25 protein-coding genes, 1 tRNA gene and 1 pseudogene are annotated in these 21,473 nt (G+C 67.1%); 12 read left to right on the forward strand and 15 right to left on the reverse strand.

Going from position 1 to position 21,473, the window contains the following annotated elements:
- Nucleotides 1-63 precede the first annotated feature (63 nt).
- Both ACM6LU_RS04065 and ACM6LU_RS04070 read right to left on the reverse strand, forming a co-directional pair.
- Entirely contained in the window at nucleotides 64-447 is a 384-nt protein-coding gene (locus ACM6LU_RS04065; RefSeq protein WP_414936190.1) for a PPOX class F420-dependent oxidoreductase, read from the reverse strand.
- Nucleotides 448-485: 38 nt separating this feature from the next.
- Nucleotides 486-878, reverse strand: coding sequence for a MerR family transcriptional regulator (locus ACM6LU_RS04070; protein WP_414936191.1), 393 nt, complete (start codon nucleotides 876-878; stop codon nucleotides 486-488).
- A gap of 55 nt (nucleotides 879-933) precedes the next feature.
- Between ACM6LU_RS04070 and ACM6LU_RS04075 the strand changes: the two genes are divergently transcribed.
- Nucleotides 934-1,893 (forward strand): SDR family NAD(P)-dependent oxidoreductase, encoded by a 960-nt coding sequence (locus ACM6LU_RS04075; protein WP_414936192.1) that lies wholly within the window; start codon nucleotides 934-936, stop codon nucleotides 1,891-1,893.
- On the opposite strand, the gene ACM6LU_RS04080 is transcribed toward ACM6LU_RS04075, so the two are convergent.
- Nucleotides 1,877-2,965: an alpha/beta hydrolase family protein gene (locus ACM6LU_RS04080; RefSeq protein ID WP_414936193.1), complete on the reverse strand. Its 1,089-nt coding sequence runs from the start codon at nucleotides 2,963-2,965 to the stop codon at nucleotides 1,877-1,879. The two genes, ACM6LU_RS04075 and ACM6LU_RS04080, sit on opposite strands and share 17 nt — an antisense overlap.
- 139 nt (nucleotides 2,966-3,104) lie before the next feature.
- On the opposite strand from ACM6LU_RS04080, the gene ACM6LU_RS04085 reads away from it, so the two are divergent.
- Both ACM6LU_RS04085 and ACM6LU_RS04090 read left to right on the forward strand, forming a co-directional pair.
- Nucleotides 3,105-4,304, forward strand: coding sequence for a sensor histidine kinase (locus ACM6LU_RS04085; protein WP_414936194.1), 1,200 nt, complete (start codon nucleotides 3,105-3,107; stop codon nucleotides 4,302-4,304).
- On the forward strand, nucleotides 4,301-4,948 hold the full coding sequence (locus ACM6LU_RS04090) for a response regulator (protein ID WP_414936195.1): 648 nt from the start codon (nucleotides 4,301-4,303) through the stop codon (nucleotides 4,946-4,948). Before ACM6LU_RS04085 ends, ACM6LU_RS04090 begins: the two co-directional genes overlap by 4 nt.
- Here ACM6LU_RS04090 and ACM6LU_RS04095 read toward each other — a convergent pair.
- The 3 genes from ACM6LU_RS04095 to ACM6LU_RS04105 all read right to left on the reverse strand — a co-directional run bounded on the left by ACM6LU_RS04095 (nucleotide 4,938) and on the right by ACM6LU_RS04105 (nucleotide 7,542).
- Nucleotides 4,938-5,582, reverse strand: a complete 645-nt coding sequence (locus ACM6LU_RS04095; RefSeq protein ID WP_414936196.1) for a GNAT family N-acetyltransferase — start codon at nucleotides 5,580-5,582, stop codon at nucleotides 4,938-4,940. The genes ACM6LU_RS04090 and ACM6LU_RS04095 overlap by 11 nt on opposite strands.
- A 118-nt stretch (nucleotides 5,583-5,700) precedes the next feature.
- Nucleotides 5,701-6,930: a lipase family protein gene (locus ACM6LU_RS04100; protein WP_414936197.1), complete on the reverse strand. Its 1,230-nt coding sequence runs from the start codon at nucleotides 6,928-6,930 to the stop codon at nucleotides 5,701-5,703.
- A gap of 135 nt (nucleotides 6,931-7,065) precedes the next feature.
- On the reverse strand, nucleotides 7,066-7,542 hold the full coding sequence (locus ACM6LU_RS04105) for a cupin domain-containing protein (RefSeq protein ID WP_414936199.1): 477 nt from the start codon (nucleotides 7,540-7,542) through the stop codon (nucleotides 7,066-7,068).
- Nucleotides 7,543-7,620: 78 nt separating this feature from the next.
- On the opposite strand from ACM6LU_RS04105, the gene ACM6LU_RS04110 reads away from it, so the two are divergent.
- Complete coding sequence (locus ACM6LU_RS04110) at nucleotides 7,621-8,070, forward strand: MarR family winged helix-turn-helix transcriptional regulator (protein WP_414936200.1); 450 nt, start codon at nucleotides 7,621-7,623, stop codon at nucleotides 8,068-8,070.
- A 64-nt stretch (nucleotides 8,071-8,134) separates the two neighbouring features.
- Here the strand turns inward: ACM6LU_RS04110 and ACM6LU_RS04115 are convergent, their stop codons facing one another.
- Together ACM6LU_RS04115 and ACM6LU_RS04120 are read right to left on the reverse strand one after the other, a co-directional pair.
- Nucleotides 8,135-8,338, reverse strand: coding sequence for a cold-shock protein (locus ACM6LU_RS04115; protein ID WP_005149851.1), 204 nt, complete (start codon nucleotides 8,336-8,338; stop codon nucleotides 8,135-8,137).
- Nucleotides 8,339-8,658: 320 nt separating this feature from the next.
- Entirely contained in the window at nucleotides 8,659-8,898 is a 240-nt protein-coding gene (locus tag ACM6LU_RS04120; protein ID WP_414936201.1) for an SDR family oxidoreductase, read from the reverse strand.
- Nucleotides 8,899-8,957: 59 nt separating this feature from the next.
- Here ACM6LU_RS04120 and ACM6LU_RS04125 point away from each other — a divergent pair, with 59 nt between their 5' ends.
- The 4 genes from ACM6LU_RS04125 to ACM6LU_RS04140 all read left to right on the forward strand — a co-directional run bounded on the left by ACM6LU_RS04125 (nucleotide 8,958) and on the right by ACM6LU_RS04140 (nucleotide 11,333).
- Nucleotides 8,958-9,527, forward strand: coding sequence for a TetR/AcrR family transcriptional regulator (locus ACM6LU_RS04125; RefSeq protein ID WP_414936202.1), 570 nt, complete (start codon nucleotides 8,958-8,960; stop codon nucleotides 9,525-9,527).
- A 210-nt stretch (nucleotides 9,528-9,737) separates the two neighbouring features.
- Nucleotides 9,738-10,076, forward strand: coding sequence for a hypothetical protein (locus tag ACM6LU_RS04130; RefSeq protein WP_414936203.1), 339 nt, complete (start codon nucleotides 9,738-9,740; stop codon nucleotides 10,074-10,076).
- A 154-nt stretch (nucleotides 10,077-10,230) separates the two neighbouring features.
- Entirely contained in the window at nucleotides 10,231-10,671 is a 441-nt protein-coding gene (locus ACM6LU_RS04135) for an SRPBCC family protein (protein ID WP_414936204.1), read from the forward strand.
- A gap of 152 nt (nucleotides 10,672-10,823) precedes the next feature.
- A complete protein-coding gene (locus ACM6LU_RS04140) occupies nucleotides 10,824-11,333 on the forward strand; it encodes a hypothetical protein (protein WP_414936205.1) in 510 nt (169 codons plus the stop codon).
- A 71-nt stretch (nucleotides 11,334-11,404) separates the two neighbouring features.
- On the opposite strand, the gene ACM6LU_RS04145 is transcribed toward ACM6LU_RS04140, so the two are convergent.
- Nucleotides 11,405-12,331: a hypothetical protein gene (locus ACM6LU_RS04145; protein ID WP_414936206.1), complete on the reverse strand. Its 927-nt coding sequence runs from the start codon at nucleotides 12,329-12,331 to the stop codon at nucleotides 11,405-11,407.
- Nucleotides 12,332-14,163: 1,832 nt separating this feature from the next.
- Nucleotides 14,164-14,706: a hypothetical protein gene (locus tag ACM6LU_RS04150; protein ID WP_414936207.1), complete on the reverse strand. Its 543-nt coding sequence runs from the start codon at nucleotides 14,704-14,706 to the stop codon at nucleotides 14,164-14,166.
- A gap of 648 nt (nucleotides 14,707-15,354) precedes the next feature.
- Here ACM6LU_RS04150 and ACM6LU_RS04155 point away from each other — a divergent pair.
- Nucleotides 15,355-15,954 (forward strand): hypothetical protein, encoded by a 600-nt coding sequence (locus tag ACM6LU_RS04155; protein WP_414936208.1) that lies wholly within the window; start codon nucleotides 15,355-15,357, stop codon nucleotides 15,952-15,954.
- Nucleotides 15,955-16,123: 169 nt separating this feature from the next.
- Here ACM6LU_RS04155 and ACM6LU_RS04160 read toward each other — a convergent pair.
- From ACM6LU_RS04160 to ACM6LU_RS04175, 4 genes and pseudogenes are all read right to left on the reverse strand, one after another.
- Nucleotides 16,124-16,999, reverse strand: a pseudogene (locus ACM6LU_RS04160) (IS256 family transposase); the annotation flags it as partial.
- A complete protein-coding gene (locus ACM6LU_RS04165) occupies nucleotides 16,978-17,274 on the reverse strand; it encodes a hypothetical protein (RefSeq protein WP_414936209.1) in 297 nt (98 codons plus the stop codon). The gene ACM6LU_RS04165 and the pseudogene ACM6LU_RS04160, both read right to left, overlap by 22 nt.
- Nucleotides 17,235-17,432 (reverse strand): hypothetical protein, encoded by a 198-nt coding sequence (locus ACM6LU_RS04170; protein WP_414936210.1) that lies wholly within the window; start codon nucleotides 17,430-17,432, stop codon nucleotides 17,235-17,237. The genes ACM6LU_RS04165 and ACM6LU_RS04170 overlap by 40 nt, the downstream gene beginning before the upstream one ends.
- 231 nt (nucleotides 17,433-17,663) lie before the next feature.
- A tRNA-Lys gene (locus tag ACM6LU_RS04175) sits at nucleotides 17,664-17,736 on the reverse strand.
- A gap of 98 nt (nucleotides 17,737-17,834) precedes the next feature.
- On the opposite strand from ACM6LU_RS04175, the gene ACM6LU_RS04180 reads away from it, so the two are divergent.
- From ACM6LU_RS04180 to ACM6LU_RS04190, 3 genes are all read left to right on the forward strand, one after another.
- A complete protein-coding gene (locus tag ACM6LU_RS04180; protein WP_414936211.1) occupies nucleotides 17,835-18,374 on the forward strand; it encodes a DinB family protein in 540 nt (179 codons plus the stop codon).
- A gap of 25 nt (nucleotides 18,375-18,399) precedes the next feature.
- Entirely contained in the window at nucleotides 18,400-19,773 is a 1,374-nt protein-coding gene (gene pcaB, locus ACM6LU_RS04185; RefSeq protein WP_414936212.1) for a 3-carboxy-cis,cis-muconate cycloisomerase, read from the forward strand.
- A gap of 82 nt (nucleotides 19,774-19,855) precedes the next feature.
- Nucleotides 19,856-20,848 (forward strand): SCO0930 family lipoprotein, encoded by a 993-nt coding sequence (locus ACM6LU_RS04190; RefSeq protein ID WP_414936213.1) that lies wholly within the window; start codon nucleotides 19,856-19,858, stop codon nucleotides 20,846-20,848.
- 9 nt (nucleotides 20,849-20,857) lie between these two features.
- On the opposite strand, the gene ACM6LU_RS04195 is transcribed toward ACM6LU_RS04190, so the two are convergent.
- A complete protein-coding gene (locus ACM6LU_RS04195) occupies nucleotides 20,858-21,454 on the reverse strand; it encodes a DUF4383 domain-containing protein (RefSeq protein WP_414936214.1) in 597 nt (198 codons plus the stop codon).
- Between the last annotated feature and the right edge of the window lie 19 nt (nucleotides 21,455-21,473).

The raw sequence follows: 21,473 nt of genomic DNA on the forward strand, positions 1-21,473 counted from the left end.
CCGTCCGATGGCCAGGCGAAACGTTGCACCGATCGGGTGGCAGCGTCTGTCCACTAAGGACTTCTACTTGGGGTCGAGCCTGACTTCGTAATGCAGCGTTTTGTGTTTCTTCAGCCGATGCAGGAGGGGGACGAGGAAGCCGTGCAGAAGCCGGTGCTTCCTGGCCAGGAGATCAGCCGCGTGCCGCGCCTCCTCGCCGTCGAGGAGGCGCACCTGCCCACTGACCGGCTCCCCTGTCGGGTCCCCGCGGAATGTCGAAGGAGCGATTTCGACCCGCGGATCGTTCCGCATCCGCTTGGCCTTCCACGCCGCGTCATACGTGCGGATGTACGCGTGATCCCCTTCGACGGCGATGTTGACCGGCGTTCCGATCGGCGTCCCGTCCCGCTTGAACGTCTTCAACAAGATCGTCTTCTGGTCGATGAACCTGTCGAGCTGTGCTGTCATGCCACTCCGGACGATGCCGCCGCGCGAAACGTGACAACCTAGCGCCAGAGGTCGTCGGCCGTCCCCCGCGCGACATGCTCCTCGTAGACCTCGACCTTCCGGTTGATCAGCGCCAGGCAGTCGGCCAGCTCGGCGATCCGCTCGTGGACGCTGCGCTGATGTTCTCTCAGCAGGCCCAGTCGCTTTTCCTCGTTCCCCGGCCCCTGCCGGACGAGCTCGGCGAACACGCGGATGGTGGCGAGCGGCATCCCGGACGCCCGGAACTTCGTACAGTTCAGGAGCCATTCGACGTCCTGCTCGGTGTAGACGCGACGGCCGTTCGGGTCCCGTTTCACCGGCGCCGCGAGCAGCCCTTCCTTCTCGTAGAAGCGAAGTGCGTGCACGCTGAGGCCTGTTCGGTCGGTGACCTTGCCGATCGCGAGTTCCGTCACCTCGCCGACGATAGCGGTTGACCTAGAGAGCCCTCTAGCTCCTAGCGTTCGCCGCATGACCACCTCACAGCACAGGATCGGGTCCGGCTTCGACGCACGCACCACCGCGCGGGAAGTCCAGCGCGGGATCGACCTCTCGGGGAAACTCGCCCTCGTCACCGGCGGATATTCGGGGCTGGGCCTGGAAACCACGCGTGCGCTGGCGAACGCCGGCGCGCGCGTGGTCGTTCCCGCCCGCCGTCCGGCCGAAGCGGAGGCCGCCCTCGCCGGGATCTCCGGCACCGAGGTCGGCGAGCTGGACCTCGCCGATCTGGCGAGCGTCGAGACCTTCGCCCGCCGATTCCTCGGCTCCGGACGCCCGATCGACCTGATGATCGCGAACGCCGGGATCATGGCCGCACCGGAACGGCGGGTGGGCCCCGGCTGGGAGTCGCATTTCGCGATCAACCACCTCGGCCACTTCGCGCTGGTGAATCACCTCTGGTCCGCGCTGTCGGCGTCCGGCGGCGCCCGTGTCGTCGTGGTGTCCTCCGCCGGTCACCACTCTTCGCCGATGCGCTGGGACGACGTCCAGTTCGAGCGTGGCTACGACAAATGGCTCGCCTACGGCCAGGCCAAGACGGCGAACGTGCTGTTCACGGTGCAGCTGGACGCACTCGGCGCCGAACACGGGATCCGCGCGTTCAGCCTGCATCCAGGCGCGATCCTCACCCCACTGCAGCGGCATCTCCGACGGGAGGAGATGGTCGGCTTCGGCTGGATCGACGAGCACGGTGACCAGGCCGACCCGGATTTCAAGTCACCGGAGCAGGGCGCGGCCACCCAGGTCTGGGCCGCGACCTCACCGCGGCTGGAAGGCATGGGCGGGCTCTACTGCGAGGACTGCGACGTCGCCGAAATCGCGCTCGAAGAGGGCGAGTGGGTCGGCGTCCGTCCCTACGCGATCGACGCCGGTGAGGCCGCGCGGCTCTGGCAGGTATCCGCCGGCCTCACCGGGGTCAGTTCCAGAACTTGATCTCGGGGTTGCCCGCCACCGGCCCGTCCAGCAGCGGCTGACGCCCGCCGCGCAGGTGCTTGTCGAAGAACGCGGAGACGTAGACCCTGGTCAGCGACATTCCGCGCTCGCCTCCGAGGGTGCCGGGCGGGGTGAGGCCGAGCTGCTCGCCGAGCACGCCGACGTCGGTGAAGGACGGGTGCCCGGCCGCCGCGACACTGACCCAGCGCTTCCAGCCGGTGAGGTTCGGCCAGTTGGCCGCCCAGGTCGTGTCGGGACCCACCGGCGTGTACTCGCTTTCTCGGCCGAGCAACAGGAACGGCCGGTCGATTCCGGACGCGGGGATCGGCGACCACAGCCTGCCGTCCATGTCGACGCCGGCGCGGATCCGCTGATCGGCGGCCATCGCCGTCGGCGTGCTGTAACCCCCGATGGAATGCCCGGCCATGCCGATCTTCGTCCGGTCGATCAGCCAGGACCATTTCGACGAAGGCCTGGTCAGCGTGTCGAGCACGAACGAGGCATCCAGGGCGCGGATCGGCGGGAGCAGCGTGGAGTCGGACCCGCAGGCGGCGCATCCGGTGACCCGCCCGCCGGGGAAGGCGGTGCCGTGGGATTCGTAGTTGTGGCCGATCACCGCGACGACGAAACCCTTGCTCGCCAGTTCTTCCGCGAGTCCGGTGAGCGTGGTGCGGGGTTTGCCGAACCCTGGCGACAGGACGACCAGCGCACGCTTTCCCGGCAGCGGCGGGGCGTCGACCCTGGCGCTGGTCCGGACTTCGGCGAGCCGCCAGGGGTCGACGTCCGGGACGCCGGATTCGGTCAGAAACGCCTTGGCCTCGGCCAAGGTGAGGTACGGCCGTTTCGGGCCGGCCGGCAGGAGAGCCGGGTAGAACATCGACACCATCAGCTCGCGTGGCCCGGTCGGCACCCAGGGGTCCTCGCGCGACCGGTCGATCAGGTGCAGGTCGGTGGAGCCGACGGGATGCGAGCCGGTCGGCGGTGGCAACGTCAGTCGTGGGGCCGCCGAAGCCGGGCTCGCCAGGGACACCACGGCGGCGAGGGCGACCAGCGTGACGAGAAGCCTTCTCATGAGGATTCCGTTTCTGTCGAGGATCTTCCGCCACCCAGCCTGTGCCCCGGCGTCGTCTTCGCGCGTCTGTCGCAGGTCGTATCCCGAGGTCTGTCCCGAGGGGGATCCGCGTCGCCCGATCCGGGGTTACGCTCGGTCGGTGCTGGCCCTCTTCAGAAATCGCCCGAAGGCCGTGGACACCGGCCTGACCGTACTCATCGGACTGTCCACTGTGGTCACCGCCGACGACCCGGAGGGCTTCGAGTGGTGGCTGGCCTCCTTGGTGTCCTTGGCTTCCTTGCTGGTTCGGCATCGCAATCCCGTGATCACGTTCGCGGCCGGGACCACGGTCTCCCTCCTGCATCTGACCATGGGCAACGATCTCCACCCGGTCGACGTCGTGGCGTTGCTCGGCCTGTTCTCCGTCGCGGCCTGGGGGTCGCGACGGCTTTCCTTCGCGCTGCTGGCGGCGGGACTGCTCGTCACCGCCGCGTGGTCGTTCTATGCCTCCGAAGCGAACACGCGGACGCCGGTCCCGATGCCGCCGCGGATCATCGTTATCGACCCGCTGGCACCGCCGACCGAACGCGACGACGACCAGGTCCAGGACTGGGGCGGCTTCCCCGGCGTCGGGTTGTCGCTCGCGGTGGCGTGGCTGGCCGGGCTGAACACGCGGCAGCGGCGGATCCGGCTGTCGGCGCTGGAACAGCGGGCCGCCGATCTCGAACGCGAGCGGGACACCCAGGCCGCGCTGGCCGTCGCCGCCGAACGCGGGCGGATCAGCCGCGAACTGCACGACGTCGTCGCACACGCGCTTTCGGTGGTGGTGCTGCAGGCTCAAGGCGCCCAGGCGGAACTGGACCGGCGACCCGAGCGAGCGCGGGAGGCGCTGGACGCCATCGTCGGCACCGGGCGGACCGCGTTGAGCGAGATCCGGTGGCTGCTCGGCGCGCTCGGCCAGGACACGCCGGATCGGGAACCCCAGCCGGGCGCGGAACGCCTGCCACGGCTGGCCGCCGACGTCCGTTCCGCGGGCACGCCCGTCGAGTTCGCGGTCGAAGGGGAACCCCGGCCACTTTCGTCCACAGTGGACTTGGCGGCCTACCGGATCGTGCAGGAGGCGCTGACGAACGTGGTGAAACACGCCGGCCCGGGCGCGTCGGTGACTATCGTGCTGCGGTACGAGCCCGACGAGCTGGAGATCGAGGTGACCGACGATGGCATCGCGACCGAAGCCCCGTCCGGAACCGGGCACGGCCTCGAAGGGATGCGGGAACGGGTGAACGTCCTGGGCGGCACTTTCGAAGCGGGACCGCGCCCCGAACGCGGCTTCGCCGTCCGCGCGACCCTGCCGTCATGACGATCCGGGTGGTCATCGCCGACGATCAGGCGCTCGTGCGCACCGGCCTGCGGATGATACTGGACAACGCGGAGGACATCGACGTCGTGGGCGAGGCGGGTGACGGTGCGGAGGCCGTCGAGCTGGTGGCGGAACTCGATCCCGACGTCGTGCTCATGGACATCCGGATGCCCGGGATGGACGGCGTCGAGGCCACCGCCGCGATCGCCGCCGACCACCGCGCCCGTGTCCTGGTGCTGACCACCTTCGACCTGGACGAATACGTCTACGCCGCGCTCCGGGCGGGGGCCAGCGGGTTCCTGCTCAAGGACGCGCTCGCGCCGGACCTGCTCTCCGGCGTTCGCGTCGTGGCCTCCGGCGAGGCCACTCTCGCGCCCACCGTCACCCGGCGGCTGCTCGACCGCGTCGTCACCGGCCTGCCCGTGCCGTCGCCGGACGACAGGCTCGCTCTGCTCACCGGCCGCGAACACGAGGTGCTGCAGCAGCTGGCCCGCGGCCTCTCCAACGCCGAGATCGCCGGAGTGCTGTTCCTGTCGCCGGGGACGGTGAAGACCCACGTCGGCCGCATCCTCTCGAAGCTCGGGCTCCGCGACCGGGTCCAGGCCGTCGTCTTCGCCTACGAGTCCGGGATGATCAGCCGCTGACCGTGGCGGGAGCGCGCCAATGCTTGCCGCGGCGAGGCCGCCGGTGCTGACCGCGCCTGCCGAGATCGCCGAGGTCGTCCGGGCGGCGCGCGGCGAACTCGTCGGCGGTGATGCCCATCCGCACCAGGTACTTGATCTCGCCTCGCACCACCTCGGTGTCGCGCAGCCTGCCCTCCTCGCGGAAGCCGAGGCTGCCGTGCAGCGAAAGCGACGCCAGATTGCCGCCGTACACGCTGACCTCGCATTTACGGAAGCCGCGTTGTTCGAACATATGCGTCAGGAGGACGCTGATGGCGTCCGTGGCGTAGCCGCAGCGCTGGTGGCGTGGGGCGATCCCGATTCCGTAGCCGAACAGGCCGGTCACCTGGTCGGCGCCGATGGTGCAGACCGAACCGACCAGCATGCGGCCTCGGACCGTCTCGATGCCGAAGTGGATGTCGTCGCCCGCGGAACCCGAACGGTGCGAGGCCCAGTGCCGGTGCCCGCCGCCGATCAGCGGCGTCGCCTCGCGGGCCATGTCGCGGTCGAAGCCCATCAGGACCCGGCGGTCCCGGAGGCCGACCTCGCGCAGCCGCACCTTCCGTCCGACCTGCTCGGGCTCCGAGGTGGAGCGGCTCACCGCGTCCGGCCGCACGGGCGCTCACGAACGATCACAAGCATCCCAGAACGATATCGGTAGCCGGGACGGGAGCTCCACAGCCCATCGTCGGGCCCGTGAATGAGCCTGGCCACACAGTCTCTGACGCAGCAGCCTAGAACCGGCCGCAGTTCCCCGTCGCGGGCTTTCCGGCGAAGCGTTCGCTCAACCAGTTCGCCGCGTCGCCCTGGGCACTGGAAATCCCCAGGATGTGGGAAAAGATCGGGCTCAACGACAGGATGTCCTGATAGCGCACGTTCGCGCCCTTGGCGCACCAGTCCTTGCCGAGCTGTTTGCCGATGCTCGACGGGATGACGTCGTCGTTGGGCGTGTGCGCGACCAGCACCGGCACGGCGGGCCTGAGGGTGCCGATCCGGTTCGCCGCGACGATGCCGCGGAAGGGCTCCTGCTCCAGGTAGGCCGAAACGGGACGGCCGTCCTTCGTCAGCTGTGCGGTGTTGCGGTACATGTATTTCAAGACGGCGTCCAGCGTGCAGGTCTTCCGCCCTTCTTCGAAAAGCTGCCTACCGGCGTCGTTGGCGAGATCCAGGATCTTGGCGTCCGGATAGGCCGCGTTGAGGCCGACCAGCGAATACCCGAGGAAACCGACGTACATTCCGCCGTCCAGGCTCTTCGCGAGCGCCGCCTTGTCAGCGGGCGCCGCGCCGACGTAGGCGCCTTTCAAATCAAGTTCGGGAGCGTAAGCGGGTGCCAGCTCGGCCGCCGACGCGGAGGCGCCGCCGCCTTCCGAATAACCCGCGATGCCGACGGGCGAAGCGGGCGAAAGCCCGGTGCCGGGCAGGCGTTGCGCCGCCCTCAGCACGTCGAGTACCGCGTGCGCTTCCGATTCCCGCACCACGTAGGTGTGCTCCCCCGGTGTCCCGAGACCTTCGTAGTCGGTCTGGGCGACCGCGAAACCCTTGTCGAGCAAAGCACCCACGAAGGAGTTCTGGAACCCGGACACGAAGTCGCCACCTTCGCCGGCCATGGACTTCGACGGCGCGCATTGGTCGCCCATGCCCGCCGTGAACGGCGCGTACGCCACGACCGGACGCTGACCCGGCCCGCTCCATGCCTTCTCCGGCACCAGAACCGTGCCGGTGATCGGTATCGCGCGGTTGGCGGCGTCCCGGCTCAGGTACATGATCCTGGTCGACTTCGCACCGCTGAAGCTCGAAGGCAGCGTCTTGATCACGTCACCGTTGCCACCCTGCGGAAGCGGTGACGGAGGTTCGTAGAAACCAGGTGCGGCCTCGGCGGGAACTGCCCCGAAAGTCAGCAAAGCCGCTGTCACCACTCCGGAAAGCAGCGCACGCCGCCGAGAGGACCGGGAGAATCCGTGCATGCTGAACCCCACCCACCGAGTTCGGATTCGCTCGCGGATCCGCGAGCGAAGCCAACAGTGGCGGCACGCTTCGGCGGCGTCAACCGGCTCTTGCTCGCCTTGTGAGCCAAAGAAGAAGGCCTGAACGGGTTCTTGTCACTCGCTGTCGAGTAGCTCGTCCCAGTCCGGCGCCGCCACGAAATGGACGTCGTACCGTTCGTGGATCCGGTCGATCTCGTCCTTCGACAGCTCCCCGCTCAAGATGTCGGGCAGTGCGCGGAAGTAGTCGAAGCGCTCGACGGCCGGAGCCAGCGTGATGAGGACGTCGGCGGCGGTGTCCGGGGGTGCGGCGAACGCGTGCCGCACGCCGGGCGGGACCACGGCGTAACCGCCTCTTTCGAGGGTGAGCGACTCGGTGCCCACCATCATGCGCAGCGCTCCGTCGAGCACGTAGAACGCCTCCGCGGACTTCTCGTGATAGTGCGGCTTCGTGCCCGGCTCTCCGGCCCGCAGGTACAGCCGGTTCGCGCCGAGTAGCCCGCCCGTGTGACCGCTGTCGGCCAGCAACCACAACGCGGGCTTCTCGATGGTCTCCGCGTCTCCTGCCCGAACCACCCAAGCGTCGTTCGTCATAGCTCTCCCCATCTAGTTGAAGTCTTCAACCAAAACTAGACTGAAGTAGTTGAAAGCGTCAACTGCTACCTTGGCGGCGTGACCAACTGGCTCGAAGCGGATCAGCAGCGCGACTGGCGGGCGTTCATCGAAGGATCGGTCCGGTTCGTCGACCTGCTCGACCGGAGGCTGCGGGAGCGGCACGGACTGTCGCTCGCGGAATTCGAACTGCTGGTGAGGCTCTCCGAAGCGGACGGGCACTCGATGCGGATGGCCGACCTCGCCAAGTCGGCGTACTACTCGCGCAGCCGGCTGTCCCACCGCGTCAACGGGCTGGAGACCCGTGGCCTGGTCCGGCGGGAGTCGGCCGCCGAGGACGGACGAGGGGTAAGCGCACTGCTCACCGAAGCGGGACACGAGACTTTGCGGCGCGCGGCGCCGGACAACCTACGCACCGTCCGGGAGCATTTCGTGGACGTGATCGGGCCGGAAGACCTTCGGGCCGTCGGCCGGGCCATGACAGCCGTCACACGTCGGCTAGATCACTGAGCACCCCTTGAACGACCGAAGACCCCCACCCGGTTCGGGCAGGGGCCTTCGGTATGAAAAAACGTCAGATGGCGACGACGCGCTGGGCCTGGGGGCCCTTCTGGCCTTGGCCGATCTCGAACTCCACGCGCTGCCCTTCATCCAGGGACTTGAAGCCGCTCCCCTGAATTTCCGAGTAGTGCACGAACACGTCCGGTCCGCCGTCGTCCTGCGCGATAAAGCCGAAGCCCTTTTCGCCGTTGAACCACTTAACGCTGCCCTGAGCCATACTTTTACCTGCTCTTCATAGCGAGTCTGAGCCCATTCGATGCTCCGATCTCAGTAACCATTCTGACAGGTGCCGCCGGAGAGCACACGCCGTGTCCCAAAAAACTCTGAGATCCGAGTCGCGAAGAAGAACTTTCCGCAGGTCAGCGCGGTGCCGGTGCCCAAAAATTTTTACCCCTGGCGAGTCGTCCGGAGGGTCGGCTCCCGACCTCGACGTCGTCGGGTTGGTCGATCGCGAAGGCGATCGCTCCGGCCACCGCCGCGGGATCGATCCCGAGATCGGCCATGGTTCCCTTGACCCGCTCCCGGAGGTTCGGATCGTCAACTGCGTTGTCGATGAGTTCGGTGCGGACGTAGCCGGGGGAGATCGGTGACGTCCACGCCGATGGCGGCCGCCTGGCCACCGTCGGCTTCGATCTCGGCGGCGAGCCGGTCCAGCCGGTCGGCGCGGCGGGCGCAGAGGACGACGGGCGCGCCGAGCGAGGCGAGGTGGCGCGCCGTCGTTTCACCGATCCCGCCGCTGGCGCCGGTGATGGCGACCACCCTGCCGTGCAAGGTCATGAACATCCTCCGACTAGAGTGGACATATGTCCGGTTATCCTGACCACCATAGCGGACACATGTCCGCTTCCGTTGAGAACGGCGTCTCCCGCCGTGCGGACGCCCAGCGCAACCGCGAACGGATCCTTCGAGCGGCGCGTGATCTGGTGCGCGGGCCGGGCGAGCTGAAGCTCAACGCGGTCGCGAAGGCCTGCGGCATCGGGCAGGGCACGCTGTACCGGCACTTCCCGACGCGTGAGGACCTCCTCGCCGAGGTTTACCGCCGTGACGTGGAAGACCTGGTCGCCGCGGCTCCACGGCTGCTGGCGACGTACAAGCCGCTGGACGCGCTGGCGGCGTGGTTCGATCGGGTGGCCGCGTACGCCAGGGTCAAACGCGACGTGTTCGCCGCCGTCGAAGCGGCGACGTGGCGTGACCTCGCCGCCCACAGCTTCGGCCCGATCGGCGACGCGGTGGAACTGCTGCTGGCCGCCGGCCGCTCGGACGGCAGTGTCCGCACCGACGCCGAAGCGAGGGACGTCATCGTGCTCATCAGCTGGTTATCACGGCTGGACGACGCCGAACTCGACGAGCGAGGGCCTCGGTTGCTGTCGATCCTCGTCGACGGTCTCCGCGCGCACCACGACTGAAGGCGGCGCACTCCCTCGGCGGTCGCTACGCGCATCGAAGGGTCGGAGTCGATCCGCCCACCTCGAGTACGGCACCGAAGGAGGTTGCTGCGAACCGACCTCGCGGCGCGCCAAGCCGTCCAGCCGCAACGACCGGGGCATGGCCGAGCGACCTCCGCGTCATCTCCTGAGCGGTGTGTGCTTTGTCCGGTAGGCGGGTAGTCACTTCTCATGACGAACCTCGATGACCAGCCGACCGCGAAGCTGGACGCGTTCGTGCTCGCCCGGCTCTCGGAGGACGAGAAGCGATTCCATGCGCGCGAGCTGCCTCAGCTGGACGAAGCCGAGCGACGAGGCTTGCTTCGGATCATGTACGCCGACGATGGTGACGGGCTCCTCCTCGTCGGTGGACCGGTGGGGGCGATGGAGGACCGACACCCGGTGCCGTTCGCCGAGAAGGTCGAATTCTTGCGCCGTGAGATCCGCGATGGCCACGACGACGCATCGGTGAAGCTGGTCGCGTCCGTGTACCGAACCCATCCGGACTGGCGGGAGGAGTGGCATTCCTGACCAAGTCAGGGGCCGTGTCTCGGCCGGACACAGACGGCGACCGGTCATCGGCAGTCTCGACCGGCGGGGTGACACGGGGTTTCCGGTCGCGGCGACCGGGTAAGTCTTGAATACCGGCCGTGACGGAGCCGGATTACCCTTCAAGGAGGTCGTGGTGGCTGCTGTTGCGCACTATGTGGAGGTCAACGCACCCGCTCAGGCGTGTTACGACTGGTGGCGGCCCCTGACTCGGCTGCCCCAGGTGTTCTCCGACGTCAAATCCGTGGAGGCCGTGGACGACGACGCGTCACGGACCAGGTGGAAGGTCGACGGCCCGCTGGGAACCACCGTGGAATGGGAAGCTCGCATCGTCGAAGACGCACCACCGCGAAAAATCGCGTGGGCCACCGTCGACGACGCCGACCCGGACGTCAAGAACTCGGGCGTCGTACGGTTCGACGACAAGGGTGACGGCCGCACCGGCGTCGAGATCGCCCTCGAGTACGAGCCCCCGGCCGGCAAGCTGGGCGAAGCTGTCGCTTCGCTACTGGCCGACCCGCAGAAGAAGGTCGAGCGGGCCGCGGCGGAATTCAAAACCGTCATCGAAGCCCGCTGACTTCGTAGGAAAATTCAAACCTCGTGGTCGCGGTGGCAGCGTCCACCAACGCGGATGAGAGCCGATCGGCCGGTTCCTTCGCTCACGGATGGTCTCCTCTTCGCGGACCAGCCAAGATTCTCCTCCCGCCTTCACGCAAGCAAGGACCCACGATGCCTGAGCCGACGAAGCCAGAACCCATGCCGGCCGACTTGCGGGCGTTGGCTGCCGAGGCCGACGCTCTCGCCGAACGAACCGCGGAACTGGCCACCCGCCTGACGACCGCGGCTGACGATCACTTGCAACGTTTGGCTCAGCCCATGCACAAAGCCACCGACGACCTGATCGACTGCACCGACGAGATCACCCGGACCGCCGAGTACCTGACCCGCGTCCGGGTGTCTCGCGACCCTAATCTGTGCGACGTCCCTTGGGGCGTCTGCCCTGCCCACGGCGTCACCTTGCGTTCGGCCGACGACCGAGCCTGGTGCACCACCAGCGGTTGCGCCAATACCTGGGAATACGACCGGCTCCACACACCCTGCACGGAACCCGCCACGGCGACCGCCACCGATGAAGATGGCGCGACCGGCTCATTGTGCTCGGCTCACGCGTCGGACGCCGCTCAACGGCTGATCGGCTGCACCATCCACTATCTCGACAACCGCGCGACGAACAGCTGATCAGGTGCGTGAAGAAACAGGCCTGGGTGCGGTTGCACCCAGGCCTGGTCGATCTGTATCGAATACCGGCGTTACCCGCGGAGCATGGTGTTCGCCGAACGGGTGACCTGTTGCACAGCGATCAGGCCGGGTGCGCCAACCACCGGCGAAGACTTGGCGGTGTCGGTCACGCTCCGGCCGGTGTTGAGGGCGGGAACATTCCGGGTCAGTGCGACGAGTTCACCGAACAACGGCAGGCCACCTGTACCCAGGTTCGCGGGAAGAATCGACTGGCCGATCGGCAAGAGCCCTTGCAGCGGAAGCGCGGTGAGAGGGTTGTCGGCGCGTTGAGTGCGGCCCGGTACGGCGTACATCCCCGACGTCGCGGCCGGGCTGGGGGTGTCCTGCGCGTTCGCCATCGACGGCGCGGCAACGGTCAAGGCGGTCACCCTGGTACCCGAGTCAGCGTCGAGCGGGTCGGTGGCGACGGTTCCGTTCACCGGCACGGGGAGCACCGCCAATTCGCTCTGGACGGGTGTGCTCGGCAGCCGCACCGGAAGCGGGCCCTCGGCGGGCTCCACCTTCGAAAGAACCGGCAGGGCAGGCAACTCCGCGGCGCCCAGCTCAGCACCCAGCGGGCTGTGCAGGTCCGGCTCCCGCACCTCGTCGGCGACATTGCTGAGCTGCACCGGCAGGGAGTGCAGCAAGTCCGCCGGGATCAGGTAGACCGGTCCGGCCGGGGTCTTGATGGGCGGCACGGCGGCCGGAACCTCGGTGGCCGCGGCGTGGACGGTGGGTCGCAGGGAGTCCTGGTCCGCCGTGGCCAGCTGGTGCAGCGGCTGCGCCTGCCGCATGGCGTCGGTCAGCCCGCTGACCGCGGGGGCGGCGATCTGGTCCAGCGGCGACGCGGGCAGATCGGGGTTGACGTTCTCGGCCGCCGAGGCGATACCCGTGCCCAGCGTCAGCAGTCCACTACCGACCAACGAGGTCTGCAGGATGTACTTCACCCAGTTCTGCATGACAAATACTCCTTTGATCATCAATGGGAAATACGTCGTGGTGGTTGCCGACACGTCATCGCGACCAGGTCCACCACGGGAAAGGAAAAACGGCGAGAAGCCGTGAAAGCCGCTCACCTGGTGGCAAAGATCGGCCAAGCCGAGGCGAGCAGGAGAAGACCGACCACGTACACGGTCGGAATGCGATTAACCGGGTGTGACGCCCGGGCGGATCGCGGTGGCGCGGGTGGCCTGCCGTCCGAAGTCGCAGTTACGCGGGGAAGGCCGGGCACTCGACGCGGAGCGTCCAGGCATAGTGGCACTGACCCTGTGGTCGCCACCGTTTACCACAGCGGCGCTCGTGGAGGCTCCACACGCCGACAGCGGCGACCACGGCGGAACGAAATCCCGACCGTCGTGCGCTGAAATACGCGGATATACGTGCGGCGGCATCGAAGACGAATCACCACCGGCAAAATGACGCAGGCATGGCGAATCAGCCGACTCGGAGGCGTCCGCTGCCCCACCTTGAGCAGGCAGGCCGGCAACGGCTGGAACCGGGCCGGACCCGGTACCGACGGCCATGACATCGCCGATGTGGTCACGCACGACTTCCGAAGGCCGCTGCGGCATCGGGTCATCGACCGTCAGAGCCGTCACGCGATGTGCCGAGGCGGCAACAGAAGTCACGATGCCCGCGGCGGGTTTCACCACCGAGCCCAGGTAAGTCAACGGCACAACTGTGCGGGGGTCGAAGGCGCGCACGCTTTCTGCGGCGTGACTCAAGGACGGGGTCACAGTTTCAGGGAGAGCTCGACGTATCACCACGCGTGCTCGATCTTCCGCCTGCGACAACATCGGTGATGGCGGCTGATCGATCTCGACCGAGGTAGCCGATCCCGCGCTGTTCTCGGGGACGGAGGCATCCGCTCGAGTCACATTGTCGGCGGACCATGCCATAGCGGTGGCCGCCACCGCGCCGCCCAGCACGACGAGCGCACGAACCAGGAAACAACTGACACGTGATGTGCCACTCGCCTGGTTTCCCACGTCCGTCACTGCGGCCAACTCCGATTATCCGTCGAATCCATATGCGGTCCTCATCGACACGTCAGTGCCGCGATCGCCCGTGGAAACACCATAGCCATACCGGTTTCCGGCTACGTCACGCCCCCACCGCACAAATCACCTCAACCGCGCCTTGGCCGACATTCACGAAACGGCCGCCCGGGACTGACCAGCAACAATTCCGCGAGTAGCGCCGCGGCAGGACGGTCAACACCTTTCCGGCTGATCCGCTCGAATTGATGACCATCTACCGGGTGGAACGAATAATCACGTAACACGATCGTGGTGAAAATTCTCTTTGGATGCCAACGAGAGTTCCCGCAGCAGTCCTCATCGCTGTCACATCCGCTGAACAGGCAGAGCGGTTGGGTCACAGGTCGCCGGAGGTCACGGTGAACCCCCTCCCGGCCCGTCGGTTCGGCCGGTCGAGCAACCCACCGTCCAGGTGCGGCTAGCTGGACGCGAAACTTCGGCACAGCGGAGCGAACGGAGACGAAACAGAGCCCCATCGCGGTCAACGCCGAGGCAGGCAGGCCACAGAAAGATCAACATTCCCGCTGATCAGCGGGAATGTTGATGGAGGGGGGGCCGCCTGGGGCTCGAACCCAGAACCTACGGATTGAAAGCCCGCGGGTTCGATCACGATATCTTGGGATGGGTCCTATTTGCAGGGATTCTACCTGCGGGTTCCCTGTCCAATGGCCAGCAGTAGAAACGTGGTGACGTGGAGGACAGTCACGGACTGTCGGTCTTTGAGCCAGCTCCGGCCCGACGGCACAGCGAGATCACCAGGTGCGCACTACCGCGCGGGCCGCCTCGTCTGCATCTTCGCCACCGACACGAGCCACCAACACGGCCTGGAGAACGGACGCGGTCTGGGCGAAGACCATTTCCGACGAGTTCATTGGATCAAAGCCCGCCCGGTCGATCGTCAGCATTCCTGAGGGAAGCTGAGGTCCCTCGCCCAGGGTCCTCGCCACCGAACGGGCGAATTCGCTGGGCAGACCGATGGTGAACGGCTGGTTCCACAGCCTGCTTGCACAGGTCGGCTCGTCCTCTGCGCCGAATAGTCCGAAACCCGCAACGCCGACACTGATCTGTGTCCGGTCACCTGGGCCGGGAACGAACTGCCCGCCGATGAGGGCACGCGGGCTGAGTCCGCCGAGCCTGCGCAGCGCTTCCAGATGCAGTCGGATGGGCGCCATCGAAAGGGATGTGGCTGATGCCGGTCTGGACGACTGCGGCCATTCCGTAGCCTGGTACGCCGCTTCATGGTCGCCTTCGCTGATCGCGACGATGCCATGTCGCTCGACGTCGACAACGCTCATCGTGGCCCCAACCCGTTCATCTTCCGCCACCACGGATTAAACTCCGGTGACTGATCGATCACGTCGGGATCATAGTTCTTACCTGGCGGATGAGACTTCAACGCCTCCGCGTGAGCCTCGTCGTATCCCATCCCGTCATCCATCGGTTTCGCTTCAACTGTTTCGTGCCGCATGAAGTTCGTCTGCGCCTCGGACAGGCGGTCTCCCTTCAGCCAGCGCCTTGTCGATTCGGTCCAGCATCACGTTGTTCGCTTCGAACGGGTCAAGTTCAGGTCGCGATAGATGTCGCCTGACCCGTGAAGCATCGGTCGGCGCGAAACTCGTCGGCATGTCCGGCGATTCGCCGCCCGCGTGCGGGCCGCTACCGGGTTCGTCGCCGTCATTCTCCCTGGTGACCAACGGTCACCTGAGACAAAGTGTCCGGTAACCGGAGTTGCTCACCCGCCCTCGCCTTCGGCGGAATCTCACACCGCGCCTTCGCCCGTAGGAGTTTCAAGGCCCAGGTCACGACCTTCGTCACACAGGGCTCAGTCCAGTGATTGCTGGAGGCCATCGAGGCGCGGCATCGGACATCTTGGCGGAGGTCGAGGAAGACGCGGTGATTGTCGTCGTCGTCGGCAACAAAGCATCCTATGAAAGGATGATGCCATGGGGCAGAGAGCGAAAATTTGGTATGTGGTGGGGGTCGTCGGGCTGACCGTCGGACTCGCAGGCATGGTGCTGTTCTTCATGGTCGATGAGGTGCCGTGGTGGGTTGTGGTGCTCTTGGGTGCCATCGTCCTCGGCGCGATAGTGGGAGGCGGACTGGTGGCCGTGGCGTGGCGTGAGCGGCTGCGCACGTTACAGTACGTGCATGGGCAGGAGTTGACGCTTCCCCAGGTTCGACGGGCGATACGTGCTTCGTCGTTCGGTCCGGTTCCCCAGGACCCGGTCGTGTACCGGATCGCGGTCGACGGCGCCGAGGACGGAGTACGCACCGTACGGGTGACCCGGTGGCCGTCAGTAGGAGTATTTGCTGTTTTTCTCGCGCTGGGCTTGCTTTCGCTGGGCTCCGACCCGTTGTGGTGGGTATTGCTGAGAGTGGTGTTCTGGAGCCTGATGATCACCCTGTCGTTGATCTCGCCTTGGTGGGCGGCGAAACGTCTTGCCCGGCTGCGCAACAACCCCCCTGCCGGGCCGAGCAGTACCGTGCCCGCCCCGCCCGCCGCACCGGCACCACCGCCTGAGAGGAGCGATACGTCATCATAATTCCTCGCCCGCCAGCGGAACGCGAACGTAGGTGCGGTTCACCGCAGAGCAACTCCACGATCTCGACGGCTGTGTAGTCGCCGGAGTCGGGCACGCGGCAGGCTTCGCTGGTGTGCTGGAAATCTTGTCCCGCTGCGGGAGACCCGAGCCTGTCACGCTTTTGTGTAAGTCAGAGGTGATTACTTACAGTTGCAAGTGATCGGAACGGGAGTCTTCCCGGGAGGACTCGGGCGAGTGTGTTGAGTGCCACTTTCCATCCGTGTGTTCCGGTTCCTGATGTACCTCCGCGTTGGCTGGATTTGTTTCGGAGTCCGAGGTAAAGCAGTTTCATGGCCGCGTCTTTGTCGGGGAAGTGTCCGCGATTTCTGGTGATTTTGCGTAGTTGGAAGTTGATGGATTCGATGGCGTTGGTTGTATAAACGATTTTGCGGAGTTCGGCCGGGTAGTCGAGGAAAGGAATGAAGTCGTTCCAGGCGTTGCGCCACACGTCGATGCCTCCAAAATATTGGGTTCCTCAAGTCTTGTCGAGTTCAGCGAGCGCGAGTTCCGCGCCGTCGAACGTGGGTGCACAGTAGATCTCACGCATCGATGAGGCGGTCTTCTTGCGGTCACCATAGGATACGAAATTCGAGGCGTTGCGGATCACGTGGACCACGCAAGTCTGGACGACAGTGTCAGGAAAGACTGTCTTGATCGCGTCGGGCAGGCCGGTCAAGCCGTCGCAGCAGGCGATCAAGATGTCTTTCACGCCACGGTTGCGCAGGTCGGTGACGACCTTCGGTCAGAACTTCGCGGCCTCGGCGTCGGAGATCCAGCAGCCGAGGGCGTGCTTGCGGCCATCGACGTCGACCCCGTTGGCCAGGTAAGCGACCTTGGTGGTGACCACGCCGTTGTCCTTGACCCGGATCCGGATTCCATCGACATAGAGAATCGGGTAAACCTCGTCGAGTGGACGCGATTGCCATGCCTTGATCTCGTCGACCACGACCTCGGTGATGTTAGAGATCAATTCCCGTGAGGCGTTCACCCCTTGAACTTGGTACAGCTGGGTGCTCCGGCGGGCGGTGGCATCGGCGTGGGCGTCGTCAGCGACGCGTTCTTGGTGCGCTTGGGTGGCGGCGGCGACGGCCTGTTGGTGGGCGAGGACTTCGTACTGTTGAGGGAGGGCGCGTTCGCGTTGCCGAGGTCGGCTTCGGTGGAGTGCTGGCGTCGCCAGGCGAGATAGAGCGCGACCACGCCGCCGCTGCCGACGCCGATGCTCAGCGCGTCCGGCCGCGCCTTCACCAGGTCCGCGCCGGTGAGCCGGCAGTGGCAGGCCACCACAACGCGATCACCGCACCCGCGGTCAGGACCGCGATCACACTCGCGGTCCACCACATCGCGGCCCGCGTCAGCTCAGGCAGCCGCTTCAACGAGGCCGACGCTGATCTCGGTGCTGAGGAGGTGCTCGCGGCCCCCGGCCGCGCATGGTCGGTCATGACCGTCAACGTCACAAAAACGGCAGGGATGTCGCAGAGCCAGGCGCGCCGCTGCCCCACCCGGTGGCAAAAGCATCGGCGCGCCGTGGACCCGCTGCAACTAGCTTGGGCACGCACTTCGGCACAGCGGAGCGAACGGAGACGAAACAGAGCCCCATCGCGGTCAGCGCCGAGGTGGACATGCCACAGAAAGATGAACATCCTCGCTGGCCAGCGAGGATGTCGAGGGAGTGGGCCGCCTGGGGCTCGAACCCAGAACCTACGGATTAAAAGTCCGCAGCTCTACCAATTGAGCTAACGGCCCGTGCCGACGAGTCTAGTAGATCGCCGCCGGCCACCAGGATGGCGGGGTTGCCGCTGATGCGCCACGGAATTGTCGGGGGTCTCTGCCAGGGTCGGGGGATGGACACGATCCCCGAGGAGAACTACTCGGTCGACTGGTCGGGTGACCGGCCGAAGATGCCGCGCACGGCCAGCGAGCGCGAGACTCTGACGTCGGTACTCGACTGGCATCGACACACGTTCGAGCTGAAGTGCCAGGGTTTGACGCCGGAGCAGATGGCCCTGCGGTCGGTCGATCCGTCGACCCTGTCGCTGCACGGGCTGCTCAGGCAACTCACCGGCGTCGAGCGCTGGTGGTTCCGCATCCAGTTCGCGGGTGAGGACGTCCCGATGCTCTATTACTCGGACGAGTGGCCTGAGCAGGACTTCGACGACACGGGTGGCGACGTCGAGGCCGCGTGGGCCGCGTGGCGCGAGGAGTGCGCGCGGTCGCGGGAGATCGTGGCGGCCGCTTCGCTCGACGACGTGGGCAAGAGCCGCCGCGACGGTGAGCCGTTCTCGCTGCGGTGGCTGCTGGCCAACCACATCGCCGAGTACGCGCGGCACGACGGCCACGCGGACCTGCTGCGCGAGCGCATCGACGGGAGGACCGGCCGCTGAACGACGAAAGTGCGATGCTGGGCCGATGAACGCCGATCCCGATTCCGGCCTCCTTTCCCCGGTCCGCGCGGGTACGCCCGCCGAGGCGGCGACGGGTGATCTCGCCTGGGTGCGGGCCCTGCTCGATACGGAGGCCGCGCTCGCCAGGGCGCAGGCCCGCACCGGGCTGATCCCGCGGGCCGCGGCGGACGCGATCACCAAGGCCGCCGCGTCGGCCGAAATCGACGTGGTCGCGTTGGCGAGGGCGGCGCGGGAGACAGCGAACCCGGTCGTGGGACTGGTCAGGGAACTGACCGAGGCGGCGGGTACGGAGTACGTCCATCGCGGCTCCACCAGCCAGGACATCTTCGACACCGCGATGATGCTGGTCGCCACGCGGACACGCGACCTTCTCACGGCCGACCTTGAGACGACCGCGGACGCGCTGCGGGATCTCGCCCGCGCGCACCGCGACACGACCATGCCGGGCCGCACCCTCACCGCTCACGCCGTCCCGACCACGTTCGGGCTCAAGGCGGCGGGCTGGCGGCGGCTGACGCTCGACGCGCTCGACAGGCTGAACCGGGTCGTCCTCCCGGTCTCGCTCGGCGGCGCGGCCGGCACGCGAGCCGCGTACGCCGAGTACGCGCGCCTCGCCGAGTTGCCCGACGGCTATCCGCAGCGGCTGCAGTCGGCCTTCGCCGCGGAGACCGGTCTCGCTGAGACCACGCTCCCCTGGCATACCCTCCGCACCCCGACCGCGGACCTCGCGGCCGCCCTCGCGTTCACCGCCGCCGCGCTCGGCAAGATCGCGGTCGATGTCCAGTTCCTGACGCGGACCGAGGTCGGCGAGATCACCGAACCCGCGGGCGAGGGCCGTGGCGGTTCCTCGGCGATGCCGCACAAACGCAATCCGGTGCTGGCGACGCTGATCCGTTCGGCCGCGCTCCAGGTCCCGGTGCTGGCCACCGGCGTCACCCAGGCCATGGTCTCCGAGGACGAACGCTCGGCGGGCGCGTGGCACGCCGAGTGGCAGTTGCTGCGCGAGTGCCTGCGCCTGACCGGCGGCGCCGCGCACACGGCGGCCGAACTCGTCCGCGGTCTGGTCGTCAACGACGGCCGCATGCTCGAGAACCTCGGGCTCACACACGGCCAGATCGTCTCCGAGCGACTCTCGACCGTGCTCGCCCCGCTGCTGGGCAAGGCTCGGGCCAAGGAGATCCTCGGGCACGCGTCCCGGCTCGCTCTGGAGCAGGACCGGGCCCTCGGTGAGGTTCTTTGCGACTTCACCGAAATAACCGGAGTCCTGCCTGCGGAATCCCTCGCCGACCTGCTGGATCCGGCGAACTACACCGGCTCGGCCGGGGCACTCACCGACGCCGCGCTGGACGACTGTGAAGAAAATCCGAAGATTCCTTGAACCGGTCCTGTGAGGGGCCCGTGTAGGGGTTACAAACTCACCGCGCCAAGCCGCGGAACCCCTACGAACAAGGAGAAATCCCATGCTTCGCAAGCGTTTCGTCGGCGCAACGGCGTCTGCGGCAGCGGGCCTGGCGCTGCTGTCGGCCTGCTCGGGTGGCACCGAGACCGCCGCACCCGCCGTCGCTCCGGCTGCCGCGGTCGCCGGCGCCGGCGGGAACGCCCCCGCCGCCAAGGGTGAGACCAAGGTCGCCGTGGCCGAAGCCGGGGATCTCGGTCAGGTGCTCGTCGACAAGGACGGGTTCACCTTGTACCGCTTCGACAAGGACAGCGCGAAACCACCGAAGTCCACTTGCGACGGTGACTGCGCGAAGGCCTGGCCGCCGGTGCTCGCCGACGGCGAAGTGCAGATCGAAGGTGTGGACCAGGCCCTGGTCGGCGAGCTGACCCGCGCCGACGGCCGCAAGCAGGTCACCGTCGGCGGCTGGGCGCTCTACCGCTACGCCAAGGACGCCAAGGCCGGCGAGGCGAAGGGACAGGGCGTCGGCAGCACCTGGTACGCCGCGAATGCCAAGGGCGGCAAGGCGGGCCAGGCCGCCAAAGAGGCTCCGGCCGAGCAGAAGGACGGTGCGACGAAGCTGGTCGCGAGCGACGTCGACGGCATCGGACCGGCCATTGTGGACAAGGAGGGCTTCACCCTCTACATGTTCACCAAGGACAAGAAGAACAAGCAGCCGACCTGCAACGGTGACTGCGCCAAGACCTGGCCGCCGGTACTCGCCGAGGGCGACGTCCAACTCGAAGGCATCGAGCAGAAGCTGCTCGGCACGGTGAAACGCGCGGACGGCACCACGCAGGTCACCGTCGGCGGCTGGGCCGTCTACCGCTACGCCAAGGACGCGAACGCCGGTGAGGCCAACGGCCACGGCGTCGGCGGTACCTGGTTCGTCATCGAGCCCGCCGGCTGCAAGAGCACCGCGCCGGTAAAGGGCAGGGCGGCCCAAAGCGGGAACGCCGCCCCCAAGAAGGAAGACGGCGCTCCCGCCCAGTCCGGCGGTTCGGAATACGGCTACTGAGCCCTTGATCTAGCGGGCGAGGCCCGGCGGTCGCTCATCATGAGCGACGGCCGGGTTTTTCCCGTGCTTCGGCCGTCGCGAATCCTCCGGGACGGGTTCGACGACCGTGGCACTGTCGGCCCGGCCCGCCACCACCGTCTCCTCTTCGTCCTCCGGCAGCAGCACCTTGTGCCGCGCGGGCAGGAACGCGATCACCAGACCGAGCGCGGCGAGGCCGAGGTGCAGCCAGTTGTCCGGCCCGTTGAGGTTGAACGGGTTGCCCGCCTGTGAGACGGGGTTCGTCGAAACGGTCCCGGCGATCATGAGACCCCAGACGAACAGCGCCGCGAAGGCGGCGAACGTCAGGAAACCGAACACCCGGGACCGGCCCGAGCCGAAGGTCAGCAGCAGCCCGAGCGCGCCCAGCAGGACGAACCCGAGGTTGTAGAGAGGGTTCACCGAGAACCCGAGAACGGTCGCGTCGTTTCGGCCGACGAAATTGGCGAACCCGGTCCTGGTGAATCCCACGATCCCGAACACCAGGAAGGCCAGGCTCGCCAGCCCGGCGAGGACCTGCGCGGGCTGGAGCCCCGCCGTCCGAATACGAGCGCGTTGTGCACGTGCCATTGCTCCGCCTTCCAGAGTT

The organism is Amycolatopsis sp. cmx-11-51, assembly GCF_047608665.1.
Lineage (GTDB): Bacteria > Actinomycetota > Actinomycetes > Mycobacteriales > Pseudonocardiaceae > Amycolatopsis.